Here is a 19,574-nt window from a genome sequence, read left to right as displayed (position 1 = left end):
TTAATATTCTACAATGTTAAGCCATTGTTAACAAATCGTTTTCAATTTGGAAACTATCAAGGAATTCAACGGTTTTTTCTATGTCGTAATGCAGGATTCTATCTTCTTTAACTAGTGGCACTACTTCTCTGTAACTGCTCAAAAACATCTCGATAAAATCACTTGATTTTAGAGGTTCTCTATAAGCAATCGCTTGTGAAGCATTCAATAATTCGATTGCCAGAATACGTTCTAAATTATCTAAAACACGTAACGCTTTTGTCGCTCCGTTTGCCCCCATACTTACGTGATCTTCTTGTCCGTTGCTGGATACAATACTGTCCACACTTGACGGAGTTGCCAATTGCTTGTTTTGACTTGCAATACTGGCAGCAGTATATTGCGGAATCATAAATCCTGAATTCAATCCGGGATTGTCTACCAAAAATGCCGGAAGATTTCTTAATCCTGAAATCAGTTGATATGTTCTTCTTTCAGAAATACTTCCAAGTTCTGCCAAAGCAATCGCCATAAAATCTAAGGCTAAAGCCAAAGGCTGACCGTGGAAATTTCCTCCTGAGATAATTTGATCTGCCTCAATAAATATATTCGGGTTATCGGTAACTGAATTAATTTCGGTTTTGAATACTTTTCGAACATAATCGATCGCATCTTTTGAAGCGCCGTGAACTTGTGGCATACAACGGAAAGAATACGGATCCTGAACGTGTTTTTTCTCCTGAGCGATAATTTCGCTTCCTTCCAGAAACTCATTAATACGTTGGGCCGTAACAATTTGCCCTTTGTGAGGACGAATAAAATGAATCAATTCATTAAAAGGTTCGCTTCTTCCGTCAAAACCTTCCAAAGAAATAGTTCCGATTAAATCAGCTAAATAAGAATATTTGTAGGCTTTTATTAAAATGTGAGCTCCGTAGGCACTCATAAATTGGGTTCCGTTCAACAATGCCAAACCTTCTTTTGACTGTAAAACGATTGGTTCCCAGCCAAAATGTTTCAAAACTTCTGCAGAAGCCACTTTTTTTCCTTCAAACAAAACTTCACCTTCACCTAATAAAGGCAAAGACAAATGTGCCAAAGGTGCTAAATCTCCTGAAGCTCCAAGAGAACCCTGGGTATATATAATAGGTAAAACGTCATTATTATAAAAATCAACCAAACGATCTACAGTTTGCAACTGAATTCCTGAATGTCCGTAACTCAAAGATTGAATTTTAAGCAACAACATCAACTTTACAATTGCAGCAGGAACTTCTTCTCCGGTTCCGCATGCGTGGGACTTTACCAGGTTTTCCTGAAGTTTGGATAAATTTTCATTCGAGATTTTCACATTACATAACGATCCAAAACCTGTATTGATACCGTAAATAGGTTCAGAATGCGAAGCCATTTTTTTATCTAAATAATCACGACACTTCTGAATATTTACTTTCGCTTCCTCTGATAATTCAAGTGCTTTTTGATTCACTATGATTTCCTGTAAAGCTTCTAAGGTTAAGATTTCAGTACTTATATAATGGATTTCTCTCATGTTGTTTGTATTTTAAGACATCAAAATTCAGCAAATCAATATTAAAAAGCAACATTTGTTCATAATAATTAAATTTTATAGCATCTCGCCTTCTTTGCTTTATTTATTTCATAATCTTTATCGTACCAAAATCAGTTCTTGGTTTGAAAAAAATTCAATTTCAGATGTATCTAAAATATAAAAAAACATTCCCTACTTAATATATAGGATAAAATCGTTTGTTTTTTAGCTGTTTTTTAATAATATCAATACTTTATTTTTTTAAAACCTTAATAAAAAAAGCGTTAAATATATGAATAAGCCATATTTACAGTTTTAATTTTAACAATTTCTCAATATTAAAATCCTTACATTTGAATTATTGAAATATTCGTAAAAAGGTTTTTCAGTTTTTTAACTTTTATAAAAAACTGTACTTTTGAAAAATCAAAATGAAAAGTAACAGCACAAAATATCAATCTACAATGACAACTCTAACCGGGGTTGCAATTGCTGCTACTACAATTTCTACTACAACTACTACTACCCCTTAGGGGTATACATTTTACATATAATCCTTGGTTATCTATACTTTTTTCCTGAAAGGAGAAAGACGATGGGTACATAAAAAACATTTACAAAGAAAAAAATAGTCGCAGTTTTTAGTTTCAGTTCACAGTTGATAATCTTTGAACCTTTGTTACTCAAAATCTTTGCACCTTATTAAAAAACATCAAAATGAAAGTATTAAAATTTGGCGGAACTTCGGTTGCCAATGCTCAAAATATAAAACTCGTTCTCGAAATTATAAACCAGAATTCTAAACAAGATAAACTAGTAGTTGTTGTTTCAGCTTTAAGCAAAGTGACGGATTTATTGCAGTCAGCGGCAGCAAAAGCAGCAGCAAACGACGAAAGCTTTAGAAATATTGTTGCAGAAATCGAGAAAAAACACCTTGATACCTTAAAAGATCTTATTCCGGTAAGCGAACAAAGCAGTTTATTAAGTCACTTAAAAAGAATCATCAATCATCTTGAAACTTTATTAGATGGCTGTTTTTTATTGGGCGAATTATCTCCAAGAACTGCCGATACTATTTTAAGTTTTGGAGAATTACTTTCGTCTTACATTATCGCTCAGGCTTATCAGCAAATTGATAAAGATGTGGTTTACAAAGACAGCCGTGAACTGATTAAAACCAATAATAACTTTGGTAAAGCTTTTGTAAATTTTGAAGTTTCGAACCAATTGATTCAGGAATATTTTGGCGGAAATCAATCTCAAATCAATATTTTGCCAGGATTTATAGCTCAGACATCTGACGGAATCACTACAACTTTAGGTCGTGGAGGTTCTGATTATACTGCGGCCATAGTTGCCGGAGCACTTAACGCATCACAATTAGAAATCTGGACTGATGTAAACGGAATGTTTACTGCAAACCCTAAAATCGTTAAACAAGCACAGCCAATTGCAAATATCTCTTATCAGGAAGCGATGGAATTATCGCATTTTGGTGCCAAAGTGTTGTATCCGCCAACGATTCAGCCTGTTTTAAGAAAAAATATTCCCATTCTAATCAAAAATACTTTTGAGCCGGAAGCTGTAGGAACTTTAATTTCTAATCAGGTTTCATCAAAAGATACTGTTGTAAAAGGAATCAGCCATATTGATAATATTTCTCTTGTAACACTGGAAGGCCCTGGAATGATTGGAGTTTCGGGTTCATCAAAACGTTTGTTTGAAGTATTGTCTCAGGAAAAAATCAATGTTATTTTTATTACTCAGGCTTCTTCTGAGCATTCAATTTGTATCGGAATTTTAAATTCGGATGCTGAAAATGCCGAAGCTGCGATCAATAAAGCTTTTGAAGTAGAAATTCTTCAAAATAAAATTGATCCTGCCATTGTAGAGAAAGATCTTTGCATTATTGCTTTGGTTGGAGAAAACATGAAGAATCACCAGGGTTTGAGCGGTAGAATGTTTAGTACTTTAGGTAAAAACAACGTAAACATTCGTGCGATTGCGCAAGGTGCATCTGAACGTAATATCTCGACTGTAATCAACGAAAGAGATGTTAAAAAAGCGTTGAATACATTACACGAAAACTTCTTTGAAGAGAATACCAAACAGCTGAATTTATTTGTAATGGGAGTTGGAAATGTAGGTGAAAAATTCATCGAGCAAATTCACAATCAAAGAAAGTTTTTAAAAGAAAACCTTAAAATTAATGTTCGTGTAATTGCTTTATCAAATTCCAGAAAAATGCTTTTTGATGAAGACGGAATTTCTCTAAAAGACTGGAAATCGGCATTAGAAAAAGGCGAACATGCAATTCCGACAGAATTTATCGCACGCGCCAAAGAACTGAATTTACGTAACAGTATTTTTGTGGATATTACAGCAAATGCAAGCGTTTCTGAAACTTACGAAAAATTCTTAAAAGAAAGTATTGCCGTTGTAACTTGTAATAAAATTGCCTGTTCATCTGCTTACGATAATTACAAAAAACTGAAAAGTTTATCACGTCAGTACAATGCTCCATTTTTGTTTGAAACCAATGTTGGTGCAGGATTACCAATTATCGACACTGTGAAAAACTTAATTGCATCTGGCGATAAAGTGCACAAAATTCAGGCGGTTTTGTCTGGAAGTTTGAACTTTATTTTCAATAATTTTGATAAGAACAATTCTTTTCACGATGTTGTAAAAGAAGCCGGAGTACAAGGTTTTACAGAACCGGACCCGAAAATCGACCTAAGCGGAATTGACGTTGCCCGTAAAATCCTGATTCTTATTCGCGAAAGCGGGTACGAAATGGATATTGATGCCATCGCCAACGAATCATTCTTACCAGCCGAATGTTTGGACACAACAAACAACGAAGACTTTTTTGCTTCGTTAACCAAACATGCGCCTCATTTTGAGAAAATCTATGAAGAAGCATTAGCCAAAGATTCTAGATTGAAATATGTAGCACAATTCGAAAACGGAAAAGCCAGCGTTGGCCTGCAATTCATCGCTAAAGATCATCCTTTCTATAATTTAGAAGGAAAAGACAATATCGTATTGTTCTACACAGATCGTTACGTAGATCAGCCGTTATTGATCAAAGGCGCCGGAGCGGGAGCAGCGGTTACAGCATCAGGAATTTTTGCCGACGTTATTAGAATAGGGAATAATTAGCCACTAAGGCGCTAAGACACAAAGTTTTTAAGTTTTCTAAACTTTGTGTCTTAAAAAATAAAAAAACTTTGTGTCTTAGCGCCTTCGCGGCAAAAAACACAAAAGCTAAAAAAACTTTGTGACTTTGTGCCTTCGTGGCAAAACCAACCAGAAATGAAAGAAATAAAACTATTTTGCCCGGCAACTATCGCGAATCTTTCGTGCGGATTTGACGTATTGGGACTTTGCTTAGACAATGCGGGTGATGAAATGATTGTTCGAAAAACAGAAGAAAAAGGAGTTCGCATCACCAAAATTGTGGGTGCCGATTTGCCTATGGAAACCGAAAAAAATGTTTCGGGAGTTGCGGCTATCGCCATGTTAGAAGCGTATGAAAGAGATTTTGAACCGATAACTTTTGGATTCGAAATTGAAATTTATAAAAATATCAAAGCCGGAAGCGGAATTGGAAGCAGCGCTGCAAGTTCTGCCGGAGCGGTTTTCGGCATTAATGAATTATTAGGCAAACCTTATTCCCGTAAAGATTTGGTGCAGTTTGCCATGCAGGGCGAGAAATTAGCCAGCGGAAATGCGCATGCAGACAACGTTGCCCCTGCCCTTTTAGGCGGTTTTACGTTGGTAAGAAGTTATGCACCGCTTGATATTATCAGAATTGATAGTCCGGAAGAATTGTACGCAACTGTGGTTCATCCTCAAATTGAGTTGAAAACATCTGATGCGCGTTCGGTATTGAAACAAACCGTTTCCCTGAAAAGCGCGATTATGCAATGGGGAAATGTGGGCGGATTAATTGCCGGTTTATACACCAAAGATTACGATTTGATTGGAAGATCACTTCATGACGAAATCGTTGAACCTTTAAGAAGCGTTTTGATTCCGGGTTTTGATTTAATCAAACAAACGGCTCTTGAAAACGGTGCTTTAGGTTCGGGAATTTCAGGTTCAGGTCCGTCGATTTTTGCTTTAAGCAGAGGAAAAAATACCGCCGACCAAATTGCCAAAGCGATGAGCGATGTTTACGAAAAAATGAATTTGCCGTATGAAATTCACGTTTCGAAAATTAATCCTGATGGAGTTAGGATTCTTTGAAAGAATTAAAAATTTATAATTAAAAATTAAAAATTTTGCGTCACGTTTGTCAGACTGAGCGAAGTCGAAGTCCCGCAAAGTAGGACACAAAGTATAACACATATAGTTTGTCATTTCGACCGAAGGGAGAAATCACACTCGTAAATCGACAAAGATTGGCGAATTTCTGTGCGGAGTTTCTAGTGCGATTTCTCCCTCCGGACGAAATGACAAAAAAGCTGAATAATAATTATTAAAATTAAAAAACAGTACCACACAGCTTTGCGAACTCTGCGTTTTCAAAAGAAACCAATTCCTTGCGAACTTTGCGGTTAAATAAAAACAACCAACGGAATTTGGAATTTAAAAATTGAAAATTGATTACAGAAAAGCCTATTCTCTATACTCTATTCTCTTTTTTCTAAAATTTAAAATCCAAAATCTAAAATCTAAAATTAAACCATGAAATACTATAGTTTAAACCATAATGCACCGGAAGTTTCTTTTAAAGAAGCCGTGATACAAGGACTAGCGAGTGATAAAGGATTATATTTTCCTCAAACTATTACGCCATTAAATCCTGCATTTTTTAATGTAATCGAAAATTTGAGTCATAACGATATTGCTTTTGATGTGATTCAGCAATTTGTGGGCGATGAAATTCCTGAGGACAATTTAAGAGAAATCATAAAAGACACTTTATCTTTTGATTTTCCGATTGTAGAAGTTGAAAAAGGCATTTATTCGTTAGAGTTATTCCACGGACCAACAATGGCTTTTAAAGACGTTGGCGCAAGATTTATGTCACGTTGTCTGGCGTATTTTAATAAAGACAAAAAAGACAGTAAAAATACAGTTTTAGTAGCTACTTCCGGAGATACTGGAGGAGCTGTTGCAAGCGGATTTCTTGGCGTTGACGGTGTTGATGTTGTGATTTTATATCCGTCAGGAAAAGTGAGCGACATTCAGGAAAAACAATTGACAACTTTAGGAAAAAATATTAAAGCGCTTGAAGTAGATGGCGTTTTTGATGATTGTCAGGATATGGTGAAAAAAGCATTTTTAGATGAAACTTTAGCGCATAAAAACCTGACTTCGGCAAATTCTATCAATATTGCGCGCTGGCTGCCCCAAATGTTCTATTTCTTCTTTGCTTATAAAGCTTTGAAAAGCCAAAACAAACCGTTAGTTTTCTCTTGCCCAAGCGGAAATTTCGGGAACATCTGCGCCGGAATTATGGCAAAAAAATTAGGTTTGCCAATTGAGCATTTTGTAGCGTCTACAAACGTAAATGATACGGTGCCAAGATTTTTAGAAAATGGAAAATACGAACCAAAACCTTCTAAAGCGACAATCTCAAACGCTATGGATGTTGGAAACCCAAGTAACTTTATTAGAATTCAGGAATTATACAACAACGATTTAAAAGCTTTCGAAAAAGATTTCTCATCCTACAGTTATACGGATGAAGAAACACTTGAAGCTTTAAAAAACATTTATAAAGTTGATGGTTACATCGCAGAACCTCACGGCGCTGTTGGATATTTAGGTTTGAAAAAAGAATTACAAAAACACGAGAATGCGATTGGTGTTTTCTTAGAAACGGCGCATCCTATTAAGTTTTTAGATGTTGTTGAACCTGCTTTGGGAATTACACTTCCAATTCCAGAACAAATTGAAAGTGTTATTAATGAGGATAAAGTTAGTGTTAAGATTAAGACTTATGAGGAATTGAAGGCGTTTTTGGGATAGTATAAAACCTAAAAAAAAACCACAAATTGTACTAAAATAGCTAGTCCAATTTGTGGTTTTGTTTTAGAAAAAACGATCTGTTTTCTAATTATTTATAAGTAAAAGTAGCTTTAGCATCTTTAAAATCTAAACCTACATAATTTTTAAGATCATCAAAAGTCGTTCCTGATACTATGATTTCTTTTAATCTTTTTTCAGTATCCAAAGTTCTTTTTAGGGTCATTGTTTTAAAAGATCTCGGATATGGCGCTAAATTAGTATATTCATGATCTATTTTTATAATATTATTACTGCTCTTTTTTCCAAATTTATCATGTAGTACAGAATAAAGCGTATAATAGCTATAAAACAACGGAGTTTCATATGTATAATCACTACCTTTTATATAAGCATCAGAATCATATGTATAATTGATCGCGTAACTAATTTCCGATAGAAATGATTTGGTTACGGCTTTGGTAATATTTCCATTATGTTCTTCAAAATCTACTTGATTAACTAATCTGTAACTAGGGTAATATTTATTTTTATTGTATGATTTAACATTAGAAAGATATTCATTTTTATACATGTAAACTGTTGAATCTGAAGTAGCACTAAAAATTTCATCTTTATCATCATATACAATAATTTCGTTTTTCACAATTGATTCCACACTTCCAGCTTTTAAATGAATTGATGTTTTTGCATTTATTTTAAGGCCGGTAACATTATCTTCTAATTGATTGACTTCAATTAAATCAGGATTCACGTAAGTAATTCCATAAACATATCCTCCTTCTTTTACTTTTACAATTTTATTTGCATTATCGTATTCATAAGATTCATCATCACGCCTAATTCCGATGTACTTATCATAAGGATAAGAAAAAGAAACCAGTTTTTGATTCGACAGATCAATAACCGGCGGTTCTACAACAACTGGATCAGAAGTAGAATCATCAGAGGAGCATGATGTTATTACCAGGCTTAGCAGAGGTAAAAAAAATAGTAGTTTTGGAAATTTCATAAATAGGTAATTAATAATATTAAGGTTTAAATTTTCGGAGCAATATTAAGACATTAATCTTACAATAAAAATTATCTACGCTAGTTAATTCTTTTTATAATAAGTCAAATTTAAAGCTTATATCTTCCTTCAAAATATTATTAAAATTTTACGTGAAGCCGTAAAAAAAGATTACACAAAAGCGGGTAGTTATTCTAGTGAACCTATTTTTAGATGTTATATTTATAATTGGATGCTTATAATAGACTGGAAAGAGAAAGCTGTATCCGGAGGCGAAACAGAATATGAAATTAAATATGATTATGAATATGTTTATGATACAGATGGCTATTTAACCGAATCAAAACGTACAAAAACCAATATTCTTTATCCTGAGCCAAAACCTGTTGCCACAAAAACTTTATATTCATACGAATAACCGATGAAACAAAAAGCTACAACTCTAAATTATAGCTTTTTTTTATTATTAAATGTCTTGTCCTGAAATAGCGATACACAAAAAGTATCATTATGGAAAAAGATCAAGAATTGCGCTATGTTAAGCGTACACAGAAAGATTACAGTATGTCTTTAAAACTTCAAATTGTTCAAGAAATAGAACAGGGAAAAACCTCAATTTCTCAAGTTAAGAAAGATTATGCTATTCAATCACGTTCAACAATTGTTCAATGGCTTCGAAAATTCGGTAACTTTGATTGGGACAATCAAACACCTTCTCTTATGCAAAAATCTCCTGAACAGAAAATAATGGAACTTGAAGCCAAAGTGAAGTTATTGGAAAAACAAAAAGCATTTTTAGAACAGCAGGCTTTCGTTGCTGATAAAAAAGCTATTATTTTCGATATGATGATTGATATAGCAGAAAAAGAATATCAAATTGACATTCGAAAAAACTCACCACCCGAACAATCGACCATTTTAAAAAAGAACAACAACAAACAATAATGTTTGCCTGTACTTTGTTCGGGATTGAGAGACAGGTTTACTATCGTCGAGTAAAAAAAAGTTGCGATAAGAAGCTTTTGGCTTCAAAAGTTGTTAATATGGTTTTGGAAATTAGAAATACAATGCCTCGAATTGGAGCAAGAAAATTGTATTATCTTTTAAAAAGCGAGTTGAATCAACTTAAAATAGGCCGAGATAAATTTATAGATATACTTAGAGCAAATCATTTATTGATAATATCAAAACGTTCTTACCATATAACAACAAACTCTCATCATAGATTTAGAAAACATCAAAATCAAATATTAGAGTTAGAGATCTGTAGACCAGAGCAAGTCTGGGTATCAGATATAACCTATATTGGAAAAAGAAAGAATCCATGTTATTTAAGTCTAATAACTGACGCTTACTCTAAAAGAATAATGGGTTTTAATGTGGCAGATAATATGAATGCTCATAGTAGTTTAACAGCTTTAAAAAATGCAATAAAAAAACGCAGAGATAAAGACAAAACATTAATACATCATTCAGATAGAGGAATACAATATTGTTCTGATGAATATCAAAAACTATTACATAAAAACAATATAAAATGTAGTATGACCCAAAACTCTCATCCCTATGAGAATGCAGTAGCTGAGAGAATAAATGGAATTTTAAAACAAGAATTTAATGTTGATAAGTTTAATCTAAAACTTGCTGTAATGAAGGTTTTAGTGAAAAATGCAATTGATATTTATAATAACAAAAGACCACATTACTCTAATTATATGCTCACTCCAATTCAAATGCATCAACAAAGTGTAGTAAAGATGAGAACTTATAAAAGAAAAACACCTGCAATAAAAAATATTACAGGTGTCTAATTAAATATATTTGTCTAATAATCTGTATCGATTATTTAGGACTAGTCAAAAAACTAAAGACTTATTGACTATTTAGTATTTTTATATTTTTAAAATTAACCCTATTAAAGATAGGTTTATCACTTATTTACAGCAATCAATTCTAAAAAATAAAAATGGCAATTTGGCAATACCTTTTAATCGTAGTTCCTGAAAAATCCATCGATAATAATTATCAATGCATTTTTAAAAATAATAAAACAGAATTTTTACCCGAGACAAATTCTTTTTGGAAAAATTTTGAAGGTGACATTCCTTCGATTATTTCTGAACTTGATCAAATTATTCCAAAAGCAAACTGGGGCAATGAAATTTATTTGAATTGGAAAGGAAACGAAAATAACGATGAAGATAATGATGCCTGCATTTGTTTAAATGATAAAAGAAAAATTGAAGAATTTCAGTTTCGAATTGACTTACGAAAAGCATCCAATATTACTAATGTTCTCCAAGCAATTTTAAATTTCTGTAAAAAAAATCAATTTGTTTTGATTGATTTAAAAGGAGAAATCTTTAAACCTGAAATGCAATATATTATGGAGGGTTTCAAAAGTTCAAATGCAATGAAATTTATTGCTGACCCAATAGAATTTTTTGAGAATTTAGAAAATAAAGAAAATTAATTTAAAATGAAAAAAGAACATAGGTTCATACTTGATTTATTAGAAGAATATTTAGAAAAAAATCCAAGTTTAAGATTTGGGCAAGCACTTTTTAATTTAGGTGTTAATCAATTTCAGGAAACTACTGATCCTCGAAATCCTAATTATAATTTGAGAGATATTCACAGTGACCATGATTTAGATATTATTGAAAGAATTAAAAATCAATTAATTTGGTTTGAATCTCAAAGAAGCAAATAATCTAATGGCAGAGAAAAACCAGACTAAAAGAATAATTCAACTTACTATTGTGGGAGGATTATTTATTTTTATCCTTTACAGATCATATCAGGCAGATAATGTTTTTGCTCCTTTTTTCTACATCATTTTAGGCGTTTTAGAAATTATCTTATTATCAAATGTAATTCCTGAAAATTTTAAAATTTTCAAAAAGCATAAAAACATTTATAATTTACTTCCAACTTTTTTAGCTTCTTTCATTATTCTTTTTACTTTAGGGCTTTATCTCTATTATGAAAATTTAGAAAATTCTAAAACATACATTCACGCCAGCGGAAATGGATTAATTATCGACTTAAAAGAAGATGGAAAATATATCATTAAAAGTGGAAGCTGGGGAGGACGAACTCATCATTATGGAAATTACAAAATAAATGACAGTATCATATTCCTCGATAATAAGAAGTTTGGAAAAATAAACATATCTGGTCAATTTAAACAAGGAAAAATTTACATTGATAAAGAAAAAATAAGCGAAAATGTACTTTTTCAAACTAAAAAAAATAAAATTTTAGAGAATACAACGTATTTCTACATTAATTAAACCTTCTTTTTAATTGCTTTATTTAATAGGAAATGCACTTGCTTTGCCAATAAAATTTAAACTATGGAGAAGTTTTTCCTTATAATATTAATTATCCAAATGCTATGTTATGGCATTGCGGATCACTTTAAAATTAAATATGGCCGTTTTATAATTCTATCAATATTTCTATCACTTTTTTTAATTGTATTTCCTCTTTATTTTCGTTTACCGGGAGAAGCTATTGAAAATTATTGTGGATTTTACTACTACTTTGATTACTTTCACATCTATTGGAACATTGGAATGACTTTAGTTTTAGCAGCTCATTTTACTTATTGTTATTTAATCAATAGAAAAACAAAATAACTTACTATAATTTCGGCTAAAGCCAATCCTAAATATCATAATTTTGTTTTTCCAGCTAAAGCGGGAGGCTATTCAAATATTAAAAACGCACAATATTACCATGATTACAAAAGCAACATTACAAGACATTCCGTCATTAAACATATTAATAAACTCCGCATACAGAGGAGAAACTTCTAAAAAAGGCTGGACTACAGAAGCTCATTTATTAGAAGGAAAAAGAACCACCGAAGAAGAATTAACTGAAATTATTTTAGATTCTAAAAATACATTTCTGAAATTTACTGAGAACGATCAAATTATTGGGTCGGTTTTGTTGGTGGAAAAAGAGCATCAATTATATGTGGGAATGTTAACCGTTTCTCCTGAATTACAAAATAGCGGAATCGGGAAAAAGATGTTGGCTGAAGCCGAAAATCATGCTAAAAGTTTAGCATTGTTTACTCTTAGTATGACGGTTGTTTCGGTTCGTACAGAACTTATTGCATGGTACAAACGTCATGGTTATGTGGATACTGGCAAAAGAGAACCTTTTCCTTCAAGCGATATTCATATTAATATTTCTGATAAGCCTTTGGAGTTTATTTATTTAGAGAAGAAGATTTAAAAGGTTTTGCCACGAAGACACAAAGACACTACGTTTTTTTAAATCGGGGCTAAATGAATTATTAAAAGGTTAGCGTATTTGATTTCTTATTTAAAAATAATAGCATAATGAAAATAAGCTTCTTGCCTAAAAAAGATAGCAAAGCCTCTATTTGGAGTGGCGGATTGACCTATGAATATATGGTATATCCGGAAACAGCAAGCTATGCTGATAGAGATTTTGCATTTAGAATAAGCAGTGCTACAATAGAAAAAGTGCCTTCAGAGTTTACCAATTTTAAGGGCTATCATCGCTTTTTGGTTATGCTTGATAACTCTCTTGATATTGAGGTAAACAAAAAGAAAAAAATATATGAGAAATATCAAATCATGGAATTTAATTCGGATGATGAAGTGATTTCTTATACAAAAGGTATTGATTTTAACTGGATGGTTTCTGAAAAAATAAGCCATCATAAACTAAAAATCACGAACAGTAATCAGCATTATAATGCTCAAATAATAATTCTATTTTCTTTACAAACAATGGTTATTAAAATTAATGAGACAGCATACGATCTAAATCCTTATGATCTGTTAGTCATTGAAAATCCAGAAAAGGAAAATATAATTCTTCATTTTTCTAATGAATGCCTCTCAGGAATATTGGATTTTTAATTTAGCTGCAAAGTTTTTTTAATCTCGCAAAGACGCGAAGTCGCAAAGTTTTATTTTCTTTGCGCCTTCGCGTCTTTGCGAGATTTTTTTTTTAAACCTTAGAATCTTAGCATCTCAGAACCTTAGCACCTCTTTTTAATTTTCGATAAAAACTCGTGCGATACACCAAGATAAGAAGATAAATTTCTGTTATTGATTTTATCTACTTTGTGAGCGTACTTTTCGATAAACTCCAAATATCTTTGTTTGGAAGTTTTGTTTAACACATCTATAAGTCTTTGCTGAATGGCAATGTTGGCTTTTTCGACCATAATGATATGAAACTGGATTAGCTTGGGCACTTCTTCAAATAAAATTGCTTTGTTTGTTTTGTTAATCACCAGGATTTCGCTGTCTTCAATTGCCTTAATGTTGTAGGTTGTTGGCTTTTGATGGTAGAAACTTTCGAGGTCACACATCCATTCGTTTTCGAAAGAGAAAAAAATAACACTTTCGGTACCCTTATCATTCAAAATGTAAGTTTTGAAAGTGCCTTTTAAAATGAATCCTTCATAAGAACTGTTTGAATCCTGAATCTGCAGGAATTCATTTTTTTTGAGTGTAATGAACTTGACTTTTTCAACAACTAATTTCCATTCTTCATCGGTCAATGGAATTTTTTGTTCAATGCTTGTGCGTAGGTTTTTATACATGTGGTTTTTACTTTTATTCTTACTCAGGGGCGTAAGTAGGTGAATGAATGAAAATAATGTAATCGATTACGTAAAAATATACTTTTTGTAATTTAAAATATGTTAAATACATAATTAACAGTAAAATATTTTCAAAACATTGAACAAGTTCAACTTTTTTCATACTAATTATAAGCAGATTTGCAGTAATAACTATTTAACCAAACTTAATTATTATGAAAATTAAATCAACATGGACAGTGTTAGCCTTAACACTTGTATTAGGATTTGCAAGCTGCAACTCTGATGAAATTGCTTCTGACCAAGGCAATCAAAATGCTATTATCGAAACTACACCTAATTCTGGTAGTTTTACAGCAAAAATTGGCAATTGTGCACAGGTTCCGGGATGGGCCTCGCAAAACGGAAGTGTAACCGGTGGAGGATCAGCTGCTGAAACAAATGTTACTACTTATGCGCAGTTGAAATCTGCAATTGAAAACAGTTCTGTAAAAGTGATCAAAGTTAGCGGTACTATTACTGTAACGACAAGATTGTCATTTCAGGATCAAACGGGTAAAACTATTTATGGTGCTAATGGTGCAAAATTAGTTTCGACTAATCAAACTAAAGATGGATCTGGTATTATCAACATCAAAAGATGTAAAAACTTAATCATCAGAAATCTTATTTTTGAAGGACCTGGTGCTTATGATACTGATGGTTGGGATAATGCAATCCTTGACGAATGTACAAACGTATGGGTAGATCACTGCGAATTTAGAGATGGTGTTGACGGAAACTTTGACATCAAAAACAAATCTGATTATATCTCAGTTACGTATTCTAAATTCCATTACCTGAAACCACCAAAAGCAGGAGGTTCAGGAGGATCTGATGATCACAGATATTCTAACTTAATTGGTTCAAGCGACGGTGCTACGGGAGATCGCGGAAAACTAAGAATTACTTTTGCAAGATGCTGGTGGGCACCGGGATGTAAGGAAAGAATGCCTAGAGTACGTTTTGGAAAAGTACATATCATAAACAGCTTCTTCAACAGTACTGTAAACAATAAATGTATCGCTGCTGGTTTTGAAGCAGATATTCGTGTGGAAGCCAACGTTTTTGAAGGTGTAAAAACTCCAATAGATTTAATGACTGGTTATACAGCTGTAACTGCTGTTGATAATGTCTTCACTAATACATCTGGAAATCAGGCAGGAAACAAAACAGCTTTTACTCCTCCTTATTCCATTGTAAAACTGGATAAAACTGCTGTTAAAGCTGATGTTTCTGCAAATGCAGGAGCTACTTTAGGCGGTAATATCTGTGGATCATTTTAATTGATGGCGCGCAGAAAAAAAATGAGTTAGTTTAGTTTTTCATCCTCTGTAAGTTTAACATTCTTACAGGGGATGATTTTTTTATTTTGCGCTGAATTTAACTGTACAGTTTAACCGCAAGGAACGCAAGGGTTTTACGCAAGGTTCGCTAAGCTTTATTTTTTAATCTCGCAAAGACGCGGAGTCGCAAAGTTTTATATTCTTTGCGACTCCGCGTCTTTGCGAGATTTTTTTTAAACGATAGTTAGACACAATGCAGTGCGTCTCTACAAAAAACCTTTGAACATATGTTGCTTTGAGCCTTAGAACCTTAGCAACTCAGCATCTTAGAACCTTCCTCTAAAGAACTAATTCTTCAAACAATCTCTGAATCGTTTTTTCTAAGTCCTGAGATAATCCTGAATGAGGTCGGGAAGTTTGAATGGCTGAACTTCGAATAGCGGTTAACCACCGAAAACGTTCCGGAATATCCATTGCGCCAATTGGGCCGCCATCTTTGGCTCCGTTTACAATTTTTTCTAAAGCGGCAATGTTACAATGCAGTTGTTCGATGTCAAAATCGTTTGATAAAGCTTCAATTTTAGCATCGTTTATGTGGTGCAATACTTTTATAAATTTGGCTCTTTTACAAAATAAAATGATTCCGATATTTAGGAATTCTTCGCGTTCTACTCTTGGTACTACGCGAATTACGGCATACTCATATAAGTGACTATCTTGCATTTTGAGCCTGATTTACAAAGATTTCGGAATTGTTTAATCTGGTTTGCAAAAACTGTAAATATACATTTCGCAAAGCTTCGGGAGTTTCATCAGTATCTTCCCATTGCAGCCACTCTTCTGGAATTGTATTTACAATATCTACCAGAATTTCGGGCGTTAAAAGTGCTTTATATTCGGCGTCGACCTCTTTCAAAAGTGAAGCTTGTGGCAATAAAACGTGATCTTTTATCAATGCAAAAGGACTTTTGGCATGTTGCTCCCAATTGTTCCAAGAATGGTGAAAGTACAAACATGCGCCGTGATCAATAAGCCATAATTCTTTATGCCAAATCAGCATATTGGTATTTCTGAATGTACGATCGACATTGGTAATATAAGCATCCAGCCAAACAATTTGCGACGCTAGTTTTGCATCTACAGTTGTTACAACAGGATCGAACGTAATAGCACCGGATAAGAAATGCAACGCCAAATTTAATCCCTGACTTCCTTGCAGTAAATCCTGAATTTCTTCGTCGCCCTCGTTTCTCCCGAAAGCTTCATCGAGATTCGCGAAAACCAATTCGGGTAATTGTAATTTAAGGGCTTTTGCTATTTGTCCGCCTACTAATTCGGCTATTAGGGCTTTTACGCCGTGACCGGCTCCTCTGAATTTTAGGACGTATTTAAAGTCATCATCGGCTTCTGCCAAAGCGGGTAAAGAACCGCCTTCGCGCAAAGGCGTTATATATCGGGTAACGTTTACCGTTCTAAGATCGAAATTGTTTTTCATTTTTTTTAAGATTCAAAGATGCTAAGAAACTGAGTTGCTAAGTTTCTAATCTTTGATATTACAAACTTACGTTTTTTTGATTTTAGATTGTAGAAGGTAGATTTTAGATTTTTTTTCTTGTTCACGCAGATTTTGCAGATTTACTCTCATTTTATGTCATCCTGAGCGAAGTCGAAGGACTTGCCAATTGGAACGTGGGCTTCGACTTCGCTCAGCCTGACAAGCTGAATGCAACAAGCTACAACAAAAAATCTTTGCGAACCTTGCGTAAACCTTTGCGAACTTTGCTGTTAATTTTTTAAGTTCCCAAGCTCAAAAACGCTTTTCCAAGATTCTCAATAATATCAGAAGCAATAAACGATTGATAACCGGTTTGTGGTAAAGCAATGTCGGCGGTTAAGCCATGAAGATAAACGCCAAGTTTTACGGCGTATCTGGGTTCGTAACCCTGCGCTACAAAACTCGTTATAATTCCAGTTAGAGTGTCGCCGCTTCCTGCGGTGGCTAGTGCGGCGTTTCCTGTTGTATTTTCGTATATTTCGGTTTTGTTGATGATGTAGGTTGGTGCGCCTTTCATGACGATAATCACTTTGTATTTTTCGGAGAAAGCGATTGTTTTTTGAAATTTTTCAGATTCTGAATTCCATTTGCCAATCAGGCGTTCGAGTTCTTTTGGGTGTGGTGTAATGATTGTGTTTTCGGGAACTAATTCTAACCAGGAAAGGTTTTGAGATAAAATATTCAATGCATCGGCATCGAGAACCAAAGGTGTTTTATTAACTCTTAAAAATTCGAATAAAGCTTTTTGTGTTCCCAACTCCTGCCCTATTCCCGGACCAATCGCGATGGCTTGTGGCTGAATTGGAAAATGAATATTAGTGATAAAATTAGCATTTTCATCAGTGACCACCATAACTTCGGGAATTGAAATCTGGAGGATTTGATAGCCGCATTTTGGTGTAAACGTAGTTACAAGTCCGCAACCTGATTTTAGACAGGATTTTGATGCCAAAACTGCCGCTCCTATTTTGCCGTAACTTCCCGCAATAATTACAGCATGCCCCTGAAGTCCTTTATGTGTGTGAGGATTTATGGGTTTGTAGAATTTTAAAATCTCTTCTTTTGTAATTAAACGCGGATCTTTCATTTGGCTTATCTATCTATTATAATATTTTAATTATCTATGAATTTAGGTTAATTCTAACGCGGATAAAACGGATTTACTTCGTAAAAACGCGGATAAAAACGGATTTTTAATTTGCTGATGCCCGTATATTTATCTTAATTTCATTGACAATAAAAAAATTAGATGATTAAAGTTACATAAAATTTGAAGAAGAAAGTATTTCTCGTTTCGTAAAATTCCTAGCTCTGATAGAAGCGGCATCCTTTTGTTTTTTTCTTTAAAAAACAAAAGATATAGCGGATAGCAGGAAATTGCTCCTAATCATTGCGAAATTTATAATTTAGACTATCATTTTTATATATTTTTTGAATAAATTTGCGAAACAATTTTATAAAACAACACAATGAAAAATACTGCGCTTACGCACATACATGAGAGTTTGGGAGCGAAAATGCTGCCTTTTGCGGGTTATAATATGCCTATTACTTATGAGGGAATTAACGCTGAACACGAAACGGTTCGTACTGGTGTGGGCGTTTTTGACGTTTCGCATATGGGTGAATTTTTGTTGACGGGTCCAAATGCTTTGGCTTTGATTCAGAAAGTAACTTCGAATGATGCTTCGACTTTGACTATTGGCAGAGCGCAATATTCGTGTTTGCCTAACAATGAAGGCGGAATTGTGGATGATTTGATTGTGTATAAAATGAAAGAGGAAGAGTATTTACTGGTTGTAAATGCTTCGAATATTGACAAAGACTGGAACTGGATTTCATCGCACAATGATTTGGGTGTTGATATGAAAAACCTATCTGATGATTACTCTTTATTGGCGATTCAGGGACCAAAAGCGGTTGAAGCTATGCAACCTTTATCTTCTATAGATTTATCGGCAATTGCTTATTACCATTTTGAAGTGGCTGATTTTGCTGGTTTTAATGATGTAATTATCTCTGCAACTGGTTATACAGGTTCTGGCGGATTTGAGATTTACTGCAAAAATGCTGATGCTGAAGCGATCTGGAATAAAGTTTTTGAGGCTGGTGCAGCTTTTGGCATTAAACCAATTGGATTAGCGGCTCGTGATACTTTGCGTCTTGAAATGGGCTTTTGTTTGTACGGAAACGATATTAATGATGCTACTTCTCCTCTTGAAGCAGGATTGGGATGGATTACTAAGTTTACTAAAGATTTTACCAATTCTGAAGGTTTGAAAAACCAGAAAGAAGCGGGTGTTACTAAAAAATTAGTGGCTTTTGAAATGCAGGAACGTGCGGTACCAAGACATGATTATGAAATTGTTGATGCAGCTGGCGAAGTAATTGGTATTGTAACTTCTGGAACGATGTCGCCTTCTATGAATAAAGGGATTGGTTTAGGATATGTTACGGTAAACAATAGCGCTGTTGATAGCGATATTTTTATTAGAATCAGAAAAAATGATGTTCCGGCTAAAGTGGTAAAATTACCTTTCTATAAGAAATAGTTTTTTAATATAAAAATT

The 19,574-nt window shown here is 33.6% G+C and carries 19 protein-coding genes; 13 read left to right on the top strand and 6 right to left on the bottom strand.

Features of this window, described 5'->3' with window-relative positions:
• Positions 1 to 16 precede the first annotated feature (16 nt).
• Positions 17 to 1,531, bottom strand: a complete 1,515-nt coding sequence (hutH, locus tag FLP_RS02635) for a histidine ammonia-lyase (protein ID WP_065447947.1) — start codon at positions 1,529 to 1,531, stop codon at positions 17 to 19.
• 717 nt (positions 1,532 to 2,248) lie between these two features.
• Between hutH and thrA the strand changes: the two genes are divergently transcribed.
• The 3 genes from thrA (at position 2,249) to thrC (ending at position 7,516) form a co-directional block, all read left to right on the top strand.
• Complete coding sequence (gene thrA, locus FLP_RS02630) at positions 2,249 to 4,696, top strand: bifunctional aspartate kinase/homoserine dehydrogenase I (protein WP_065447946.1); 2,448 nt, start codon at positions 2,249 to 2,251, stop codon at positions 4,694 to 4,696.
• Positions 4,697 to 4,849: 153 nt separating this feature from the next.
• A complete protein-coding gene (locus tag FLP_RS02625; protein WP_065447945.1) occupies positions 4,850 to 5,785 on the top strand; it encodes a homoserine kinase in 936 nt (311 codons plus the stop codon).
• 441 nt (positions 5,786 to 6,226) lie between these two features.
• The gene (gene thrC, locus FLP_RS02620; protein ID WP_065447944.1) at positions 6,227 to 7,516 is read left to right on the top strand and encodes a threonine synthase; all 1,290 of its coding nucleotides are present in this window, start codon (positions 6,227 to 6,229) and stop codon (positions 7,514 to 7,516) included.
• 88 nt (positions 7,517 to 7,604) lie between these two features.
• Here thrC and FLP_RS02615 read toward each other — a convergent pair whose 3' ends face one another.
• Entirely contained in the window at positions 7,605 to 8,525 is a 921-nt protein-coding gene (locus FLP_RS02615) for a hypothetical protein (protein WP_065447943.1), read from the bottom strand.
• A gap of 232 nt (positions 8,526 to 8,757) precedes the next feature.
• On the opposite strand from FLP_RS02615, the gene FLP_RS02610 reads away from it, so the two are divergent.
• From FLP_RS02610 to FLP_RS02575, 8 genes are all read left to right on the top strand, one after another.
• Positions 8,758 to 8,943: a hypothetical protein gene (locus FLP_RS02610; protein WP_065447942.1), complete on the top strand. Its 186-nt coding sequence runs from the start codon at positions 8,758 to 8,760 to the stop codon at positions 8,941 to 8,943.
• Positions 8,944 to 9,035: 92 nt separating this feature from the next.
• The gene (locus tag FLP_RS25625; protein ID WP_065447941.1) at positions 9,036 to 9,470 is read left to right on the top strand and encodes a transposase; all 435 of its coding nucleotides are present in this window, start codon (positions 9,036 to 9,038) and stop codon (positions 9,468 to 9,470) included.
• Positions 9,470 to 10,336, top strand: coding sequence for an IS3 family transposase (locus FLP_RS02600; RefSeq protein ID WP_065447940.1), 867 nt, complete (start codon positions 9,470 to 9,472; stop codon positions 10,334 to 10,336). Before FLP_RS25625 ends, FLP_RS02600 begins: the two co-directional genes overlap by 1 nt.
• Before the next feature lie 155 nt (positions 10,337 to 10,491).
• A complete protein-coding gene (locus FLP_RS02595; RefSeq protein WP_065447939.1) occupies positions 10,492 to 10,998 on the top strand; it encodes a hypothetical protein in 507 nt (168 codons plus the stop codon).
• A 6-nt stretch (positions 10,999 to 11,004) separates the two neighbouring features.
• Positions 11,005 to 11,238, top strand: coding sequence for a hypothetical protein (locus tag FLP_RS02590; RefSeq protein ID WP_065447938.1), 234 nt, complete (start codon positions 11,005 to 11,007; stop codon positions 11,236 to 11,238).
• Positions 11,216 to 11,821: a hypothetical protein gene (locus FLP_RS02585; protein ID WP_123921832.1), complete on the top strand. Its 606-nt coding sequence runs from the start codon at positions 11,216 to 11,218 to the stop codon at positions 11,819 to 11,821. The genes FLP_RS02590 and FLP_RS02585 overlap by 23 nt, the downstream gene beginning before the upstream one ends.
• Before the next feature lie 448 nt (positions 11,822 to 12,269).
• On the top strand, positions 12,270 to 12,776 hold the full coding sequence (locus FLP_RS02580; protein ID WP_065447936.1) for a GNAT family N-acetyltransferase: 507 nt from the start codon (positions 12,270 to 12,272) through the stop codon (positions 12,774 to 12,776).
• 107 nt (positions 12,777 to 12,883) lie between these two features.
• Complete coding sequence (locus tag FLP_RS02575; RefSeq protein ID WP_065447935.1) at positions 12,884 to 13,432, top strand: HutD family protein; 549 nt, start codon at positions 12,884 to 12,886, stop codon at positions 13,430 to 13,432.
• 122 nt (positions 13,433 to 13,554) lie between these two features.
• Here FLP_RS02575 and FLP_RS02570 read toward each other — a convergent pair whose 3' ends face one another.
• The gene (locus FLP_RS02570; RefSeq protein WP_065447934.1) at positions 13,555 to 14,124 is read right to left on the bottom strand and encodes a Crp/Fnr family transcriptional regulator; all 570 of its coding nucleotides are present in this window, start codon (positions 14,122 to 14,124) and stop codon (positions 13,555 to 13,557) included.
• A gap of 215 nt (positions 14,125 to 14,339) precedes the next feature.
• On the opposite strand from FLP_RS02570, the gene FLP_RS02565 reads away from it, so the two are divergent.
• Positions 14,340 to 15,449 (top strand): pectate lyase family protein, encoded by a 1,110-nt coding sequence (locus tag FLP_RS02565; protein WP_065447933.1) that lies wholly within the window; start codon positions 14,340 to 14,342, stop codon positions 15,447 to 15,449.
• Positions 15,450 to 15,788: 339 nt separating this feature from the next.
• Here FLP_RS02565 and FLP_RS02560 read toward each other — a convergent pair whose 3' ends face one another.
• The 3 genes from FLP_RS02560 to FLP_RS02550 form a co-directional block, all read right to left on the bottom strand.
• A complete protein-coding gene (locus FLP_RS02560) occupies positions 15,789 to 16,172 on the bottom strand; it encodes a DUF3037 domain-containing protein (protein ID WP_065447932.1) in 384 nt (127 codons plus the stop codon).
• Positions 16,162 to 16,944, bottom strand: a complete 783-nt coding sequence (locus FLP_RS02555) for a HipA family kinase (RefSeq protein WP_065447931.1) — start codon at positions 16,942 to 16,944, stop codon at positions 16,162 to 16,164. Before FLP_RS02555 ends, FLP_RS02560 begins: the two co-directional genes overlap by 11 nt.
• Positions 16,945 to 17,242: 298 nt before the next feature.
• On the bottom strand, positions 17,243 to 18,091 hold the full coding sequence (locus FLP_RS02550; RefSeq protein ID WP_065447930.1) for an NAD(P)H-hydrate dehydratase: 849 nt from the start codon (positions 18,089 to 18,091) through the stop codon (positions 17,243 to 17,245).
• Positions 18,092 to 18,473: 382 nt separating this feature from the next.
• Between FLP_RS02550 and gcvT the strand changes: the two genes are divergently transcribed.
• On the top strand, positions 18,474 to 19,556 hold the full coding sequence (gene gcvT, locus FLP_RS02545; protein ID WP_065447929.1) for a glycine cleavage system aminomethyltransferase GcvT: 1,083 nt from the start codon (positions 18,474 to 18,476) through the stop codon (positions 19,554 to 19,556).
• The last annotated feature ends 18 nt before the right edge of the window (positions 19,557 to 19,574 follow it).

The sequence above is a fragment of the Flavobacterium piscis genome (assembly GCF_001686925.1).
Lineage (GTDB): Bacteria > Bacteroidota > Bacteroidia > Flavobacteriales > Flavobacteriaceae > Flavobacterium > Flavobacterium piscis.
This window is presented reverse-complemented; position numbering and strand designations above follow the sequence as displayed.

Coding starts and splice junctions, on each gene's coding strand:
- hutH (WP_065447947.1), bottom strand. CDS start 1,531: ATGAGAGAAATCCATTATATAAGTACTGAAATCTTAACCTTAGAAGCT.
- thrA (WP_065447946.1), top strand. CDS start 2,249: ATGAAAGTATTAAAATTTGGCGGAACTTCGGTTGCCAATGCTCAAAAT.
- FLP_RS02625 (WP_065447945.1), top strand. CDS start 4,850: ATGAAAGAAATAAAACTATTTTGCCCGGCAACTATCGCGAATCTTTCG.
- thrC (WP_065447944.1), top strand. CDS start 6,227: ATGAAATACTATAGTTTAAACCATAATGCACCGGAAGTTTCTTTTAAA.
- FLP_RS02615 (WP_065447943.1), bottom strand. CDS start 8,525: ATGAAATTTCCAAAACTACTATTTTTTTTACCTCTGCTAAGCCTGGTA.
- FLP_RS02610 (WP_065447942.1), top strand. CDS start 8,758: ATGCTTATAATAGACTGGAAAGAGAAAGCTGTATCCGGAGGCGAAACA.
- FLP_RS25625 (WP_065447941.1), top strand. CDS start 9,036: ATGGAAAAAGATCAAGAATTGCGCTATGTTAAGCGTACACAGAAAGAT.
- FLP_RS02600 (WP_065447940.1), top strand. CDS start 9,470: ATGTTTGCCTGTACTTTGTTCGGGATTGAGAGACAGGTTTACTATCGT.
- FLP_RS02595 (WP_065447939.1), top strand. CDS start 10,492: ATGGCAATTTGGCAATACCTTTTAATCGTAGTTCCTGAAAAATCCATC.
- FLP_RS02590 (WP_065447938.1), top strand. CDS start 11,005: ATGAAAAAAGAACATAGGTTCATACTTGATTTATTAGAAGAATATTTA.
- FLP_RS02580 (WP_065447936.1), top strand. CDS start 12,270: ATGATTACAAAAGCAACATTACAAGACATTCCGTCATTAAACATATTA.
- FLP_RS02575 (WP_065447935.1), top strand. CDS start 12,884: ATGAAAATAAGCTTCTTGCCTAAAAAAGATAGCAAAGCCTCTATTTGG.
- FLP_RS02570 (WP_065447934.1), bottom strand. CDS start 14,124: ATGTATAAAAACCTACGCACAAGCATTGAACAAAAAATTCCATTGACC.
- FLP_RS02565 (WP_065447933.1), top strand. CDS start 14,340: ATGAAAATTAAATCAACATGGACAGTGTTAGCCTTAACACTTGTATTA.
- FLP_RS02560 (WP_065447932.1), bottom strand. CDS start 16,172: ATGCAAGATAGTCACTTATATGAGTATGCCGTAATTCGCGTAGTACCA.
- FLP_RS02555 (WP_065447931.1), bottom strand. CDS start 16,944: ATGAAAAACAATTTCGATCTTAGAACGGTAAACGTTACCCGATATATA.
- FLP_RS02550 (WP_065447930.1), bottom strand. CDS start 18,091: ATGAAAGATCCGCGTTTAATTACAAAAGAAGAGATTTTAAAATTCTAC.
- gcvT (WP_065447929.1), top strand. CDS start 18,474: ATGAAAAATACTGCGCTTACGCACATACATGAGAGTTTGGGAGCGAAA.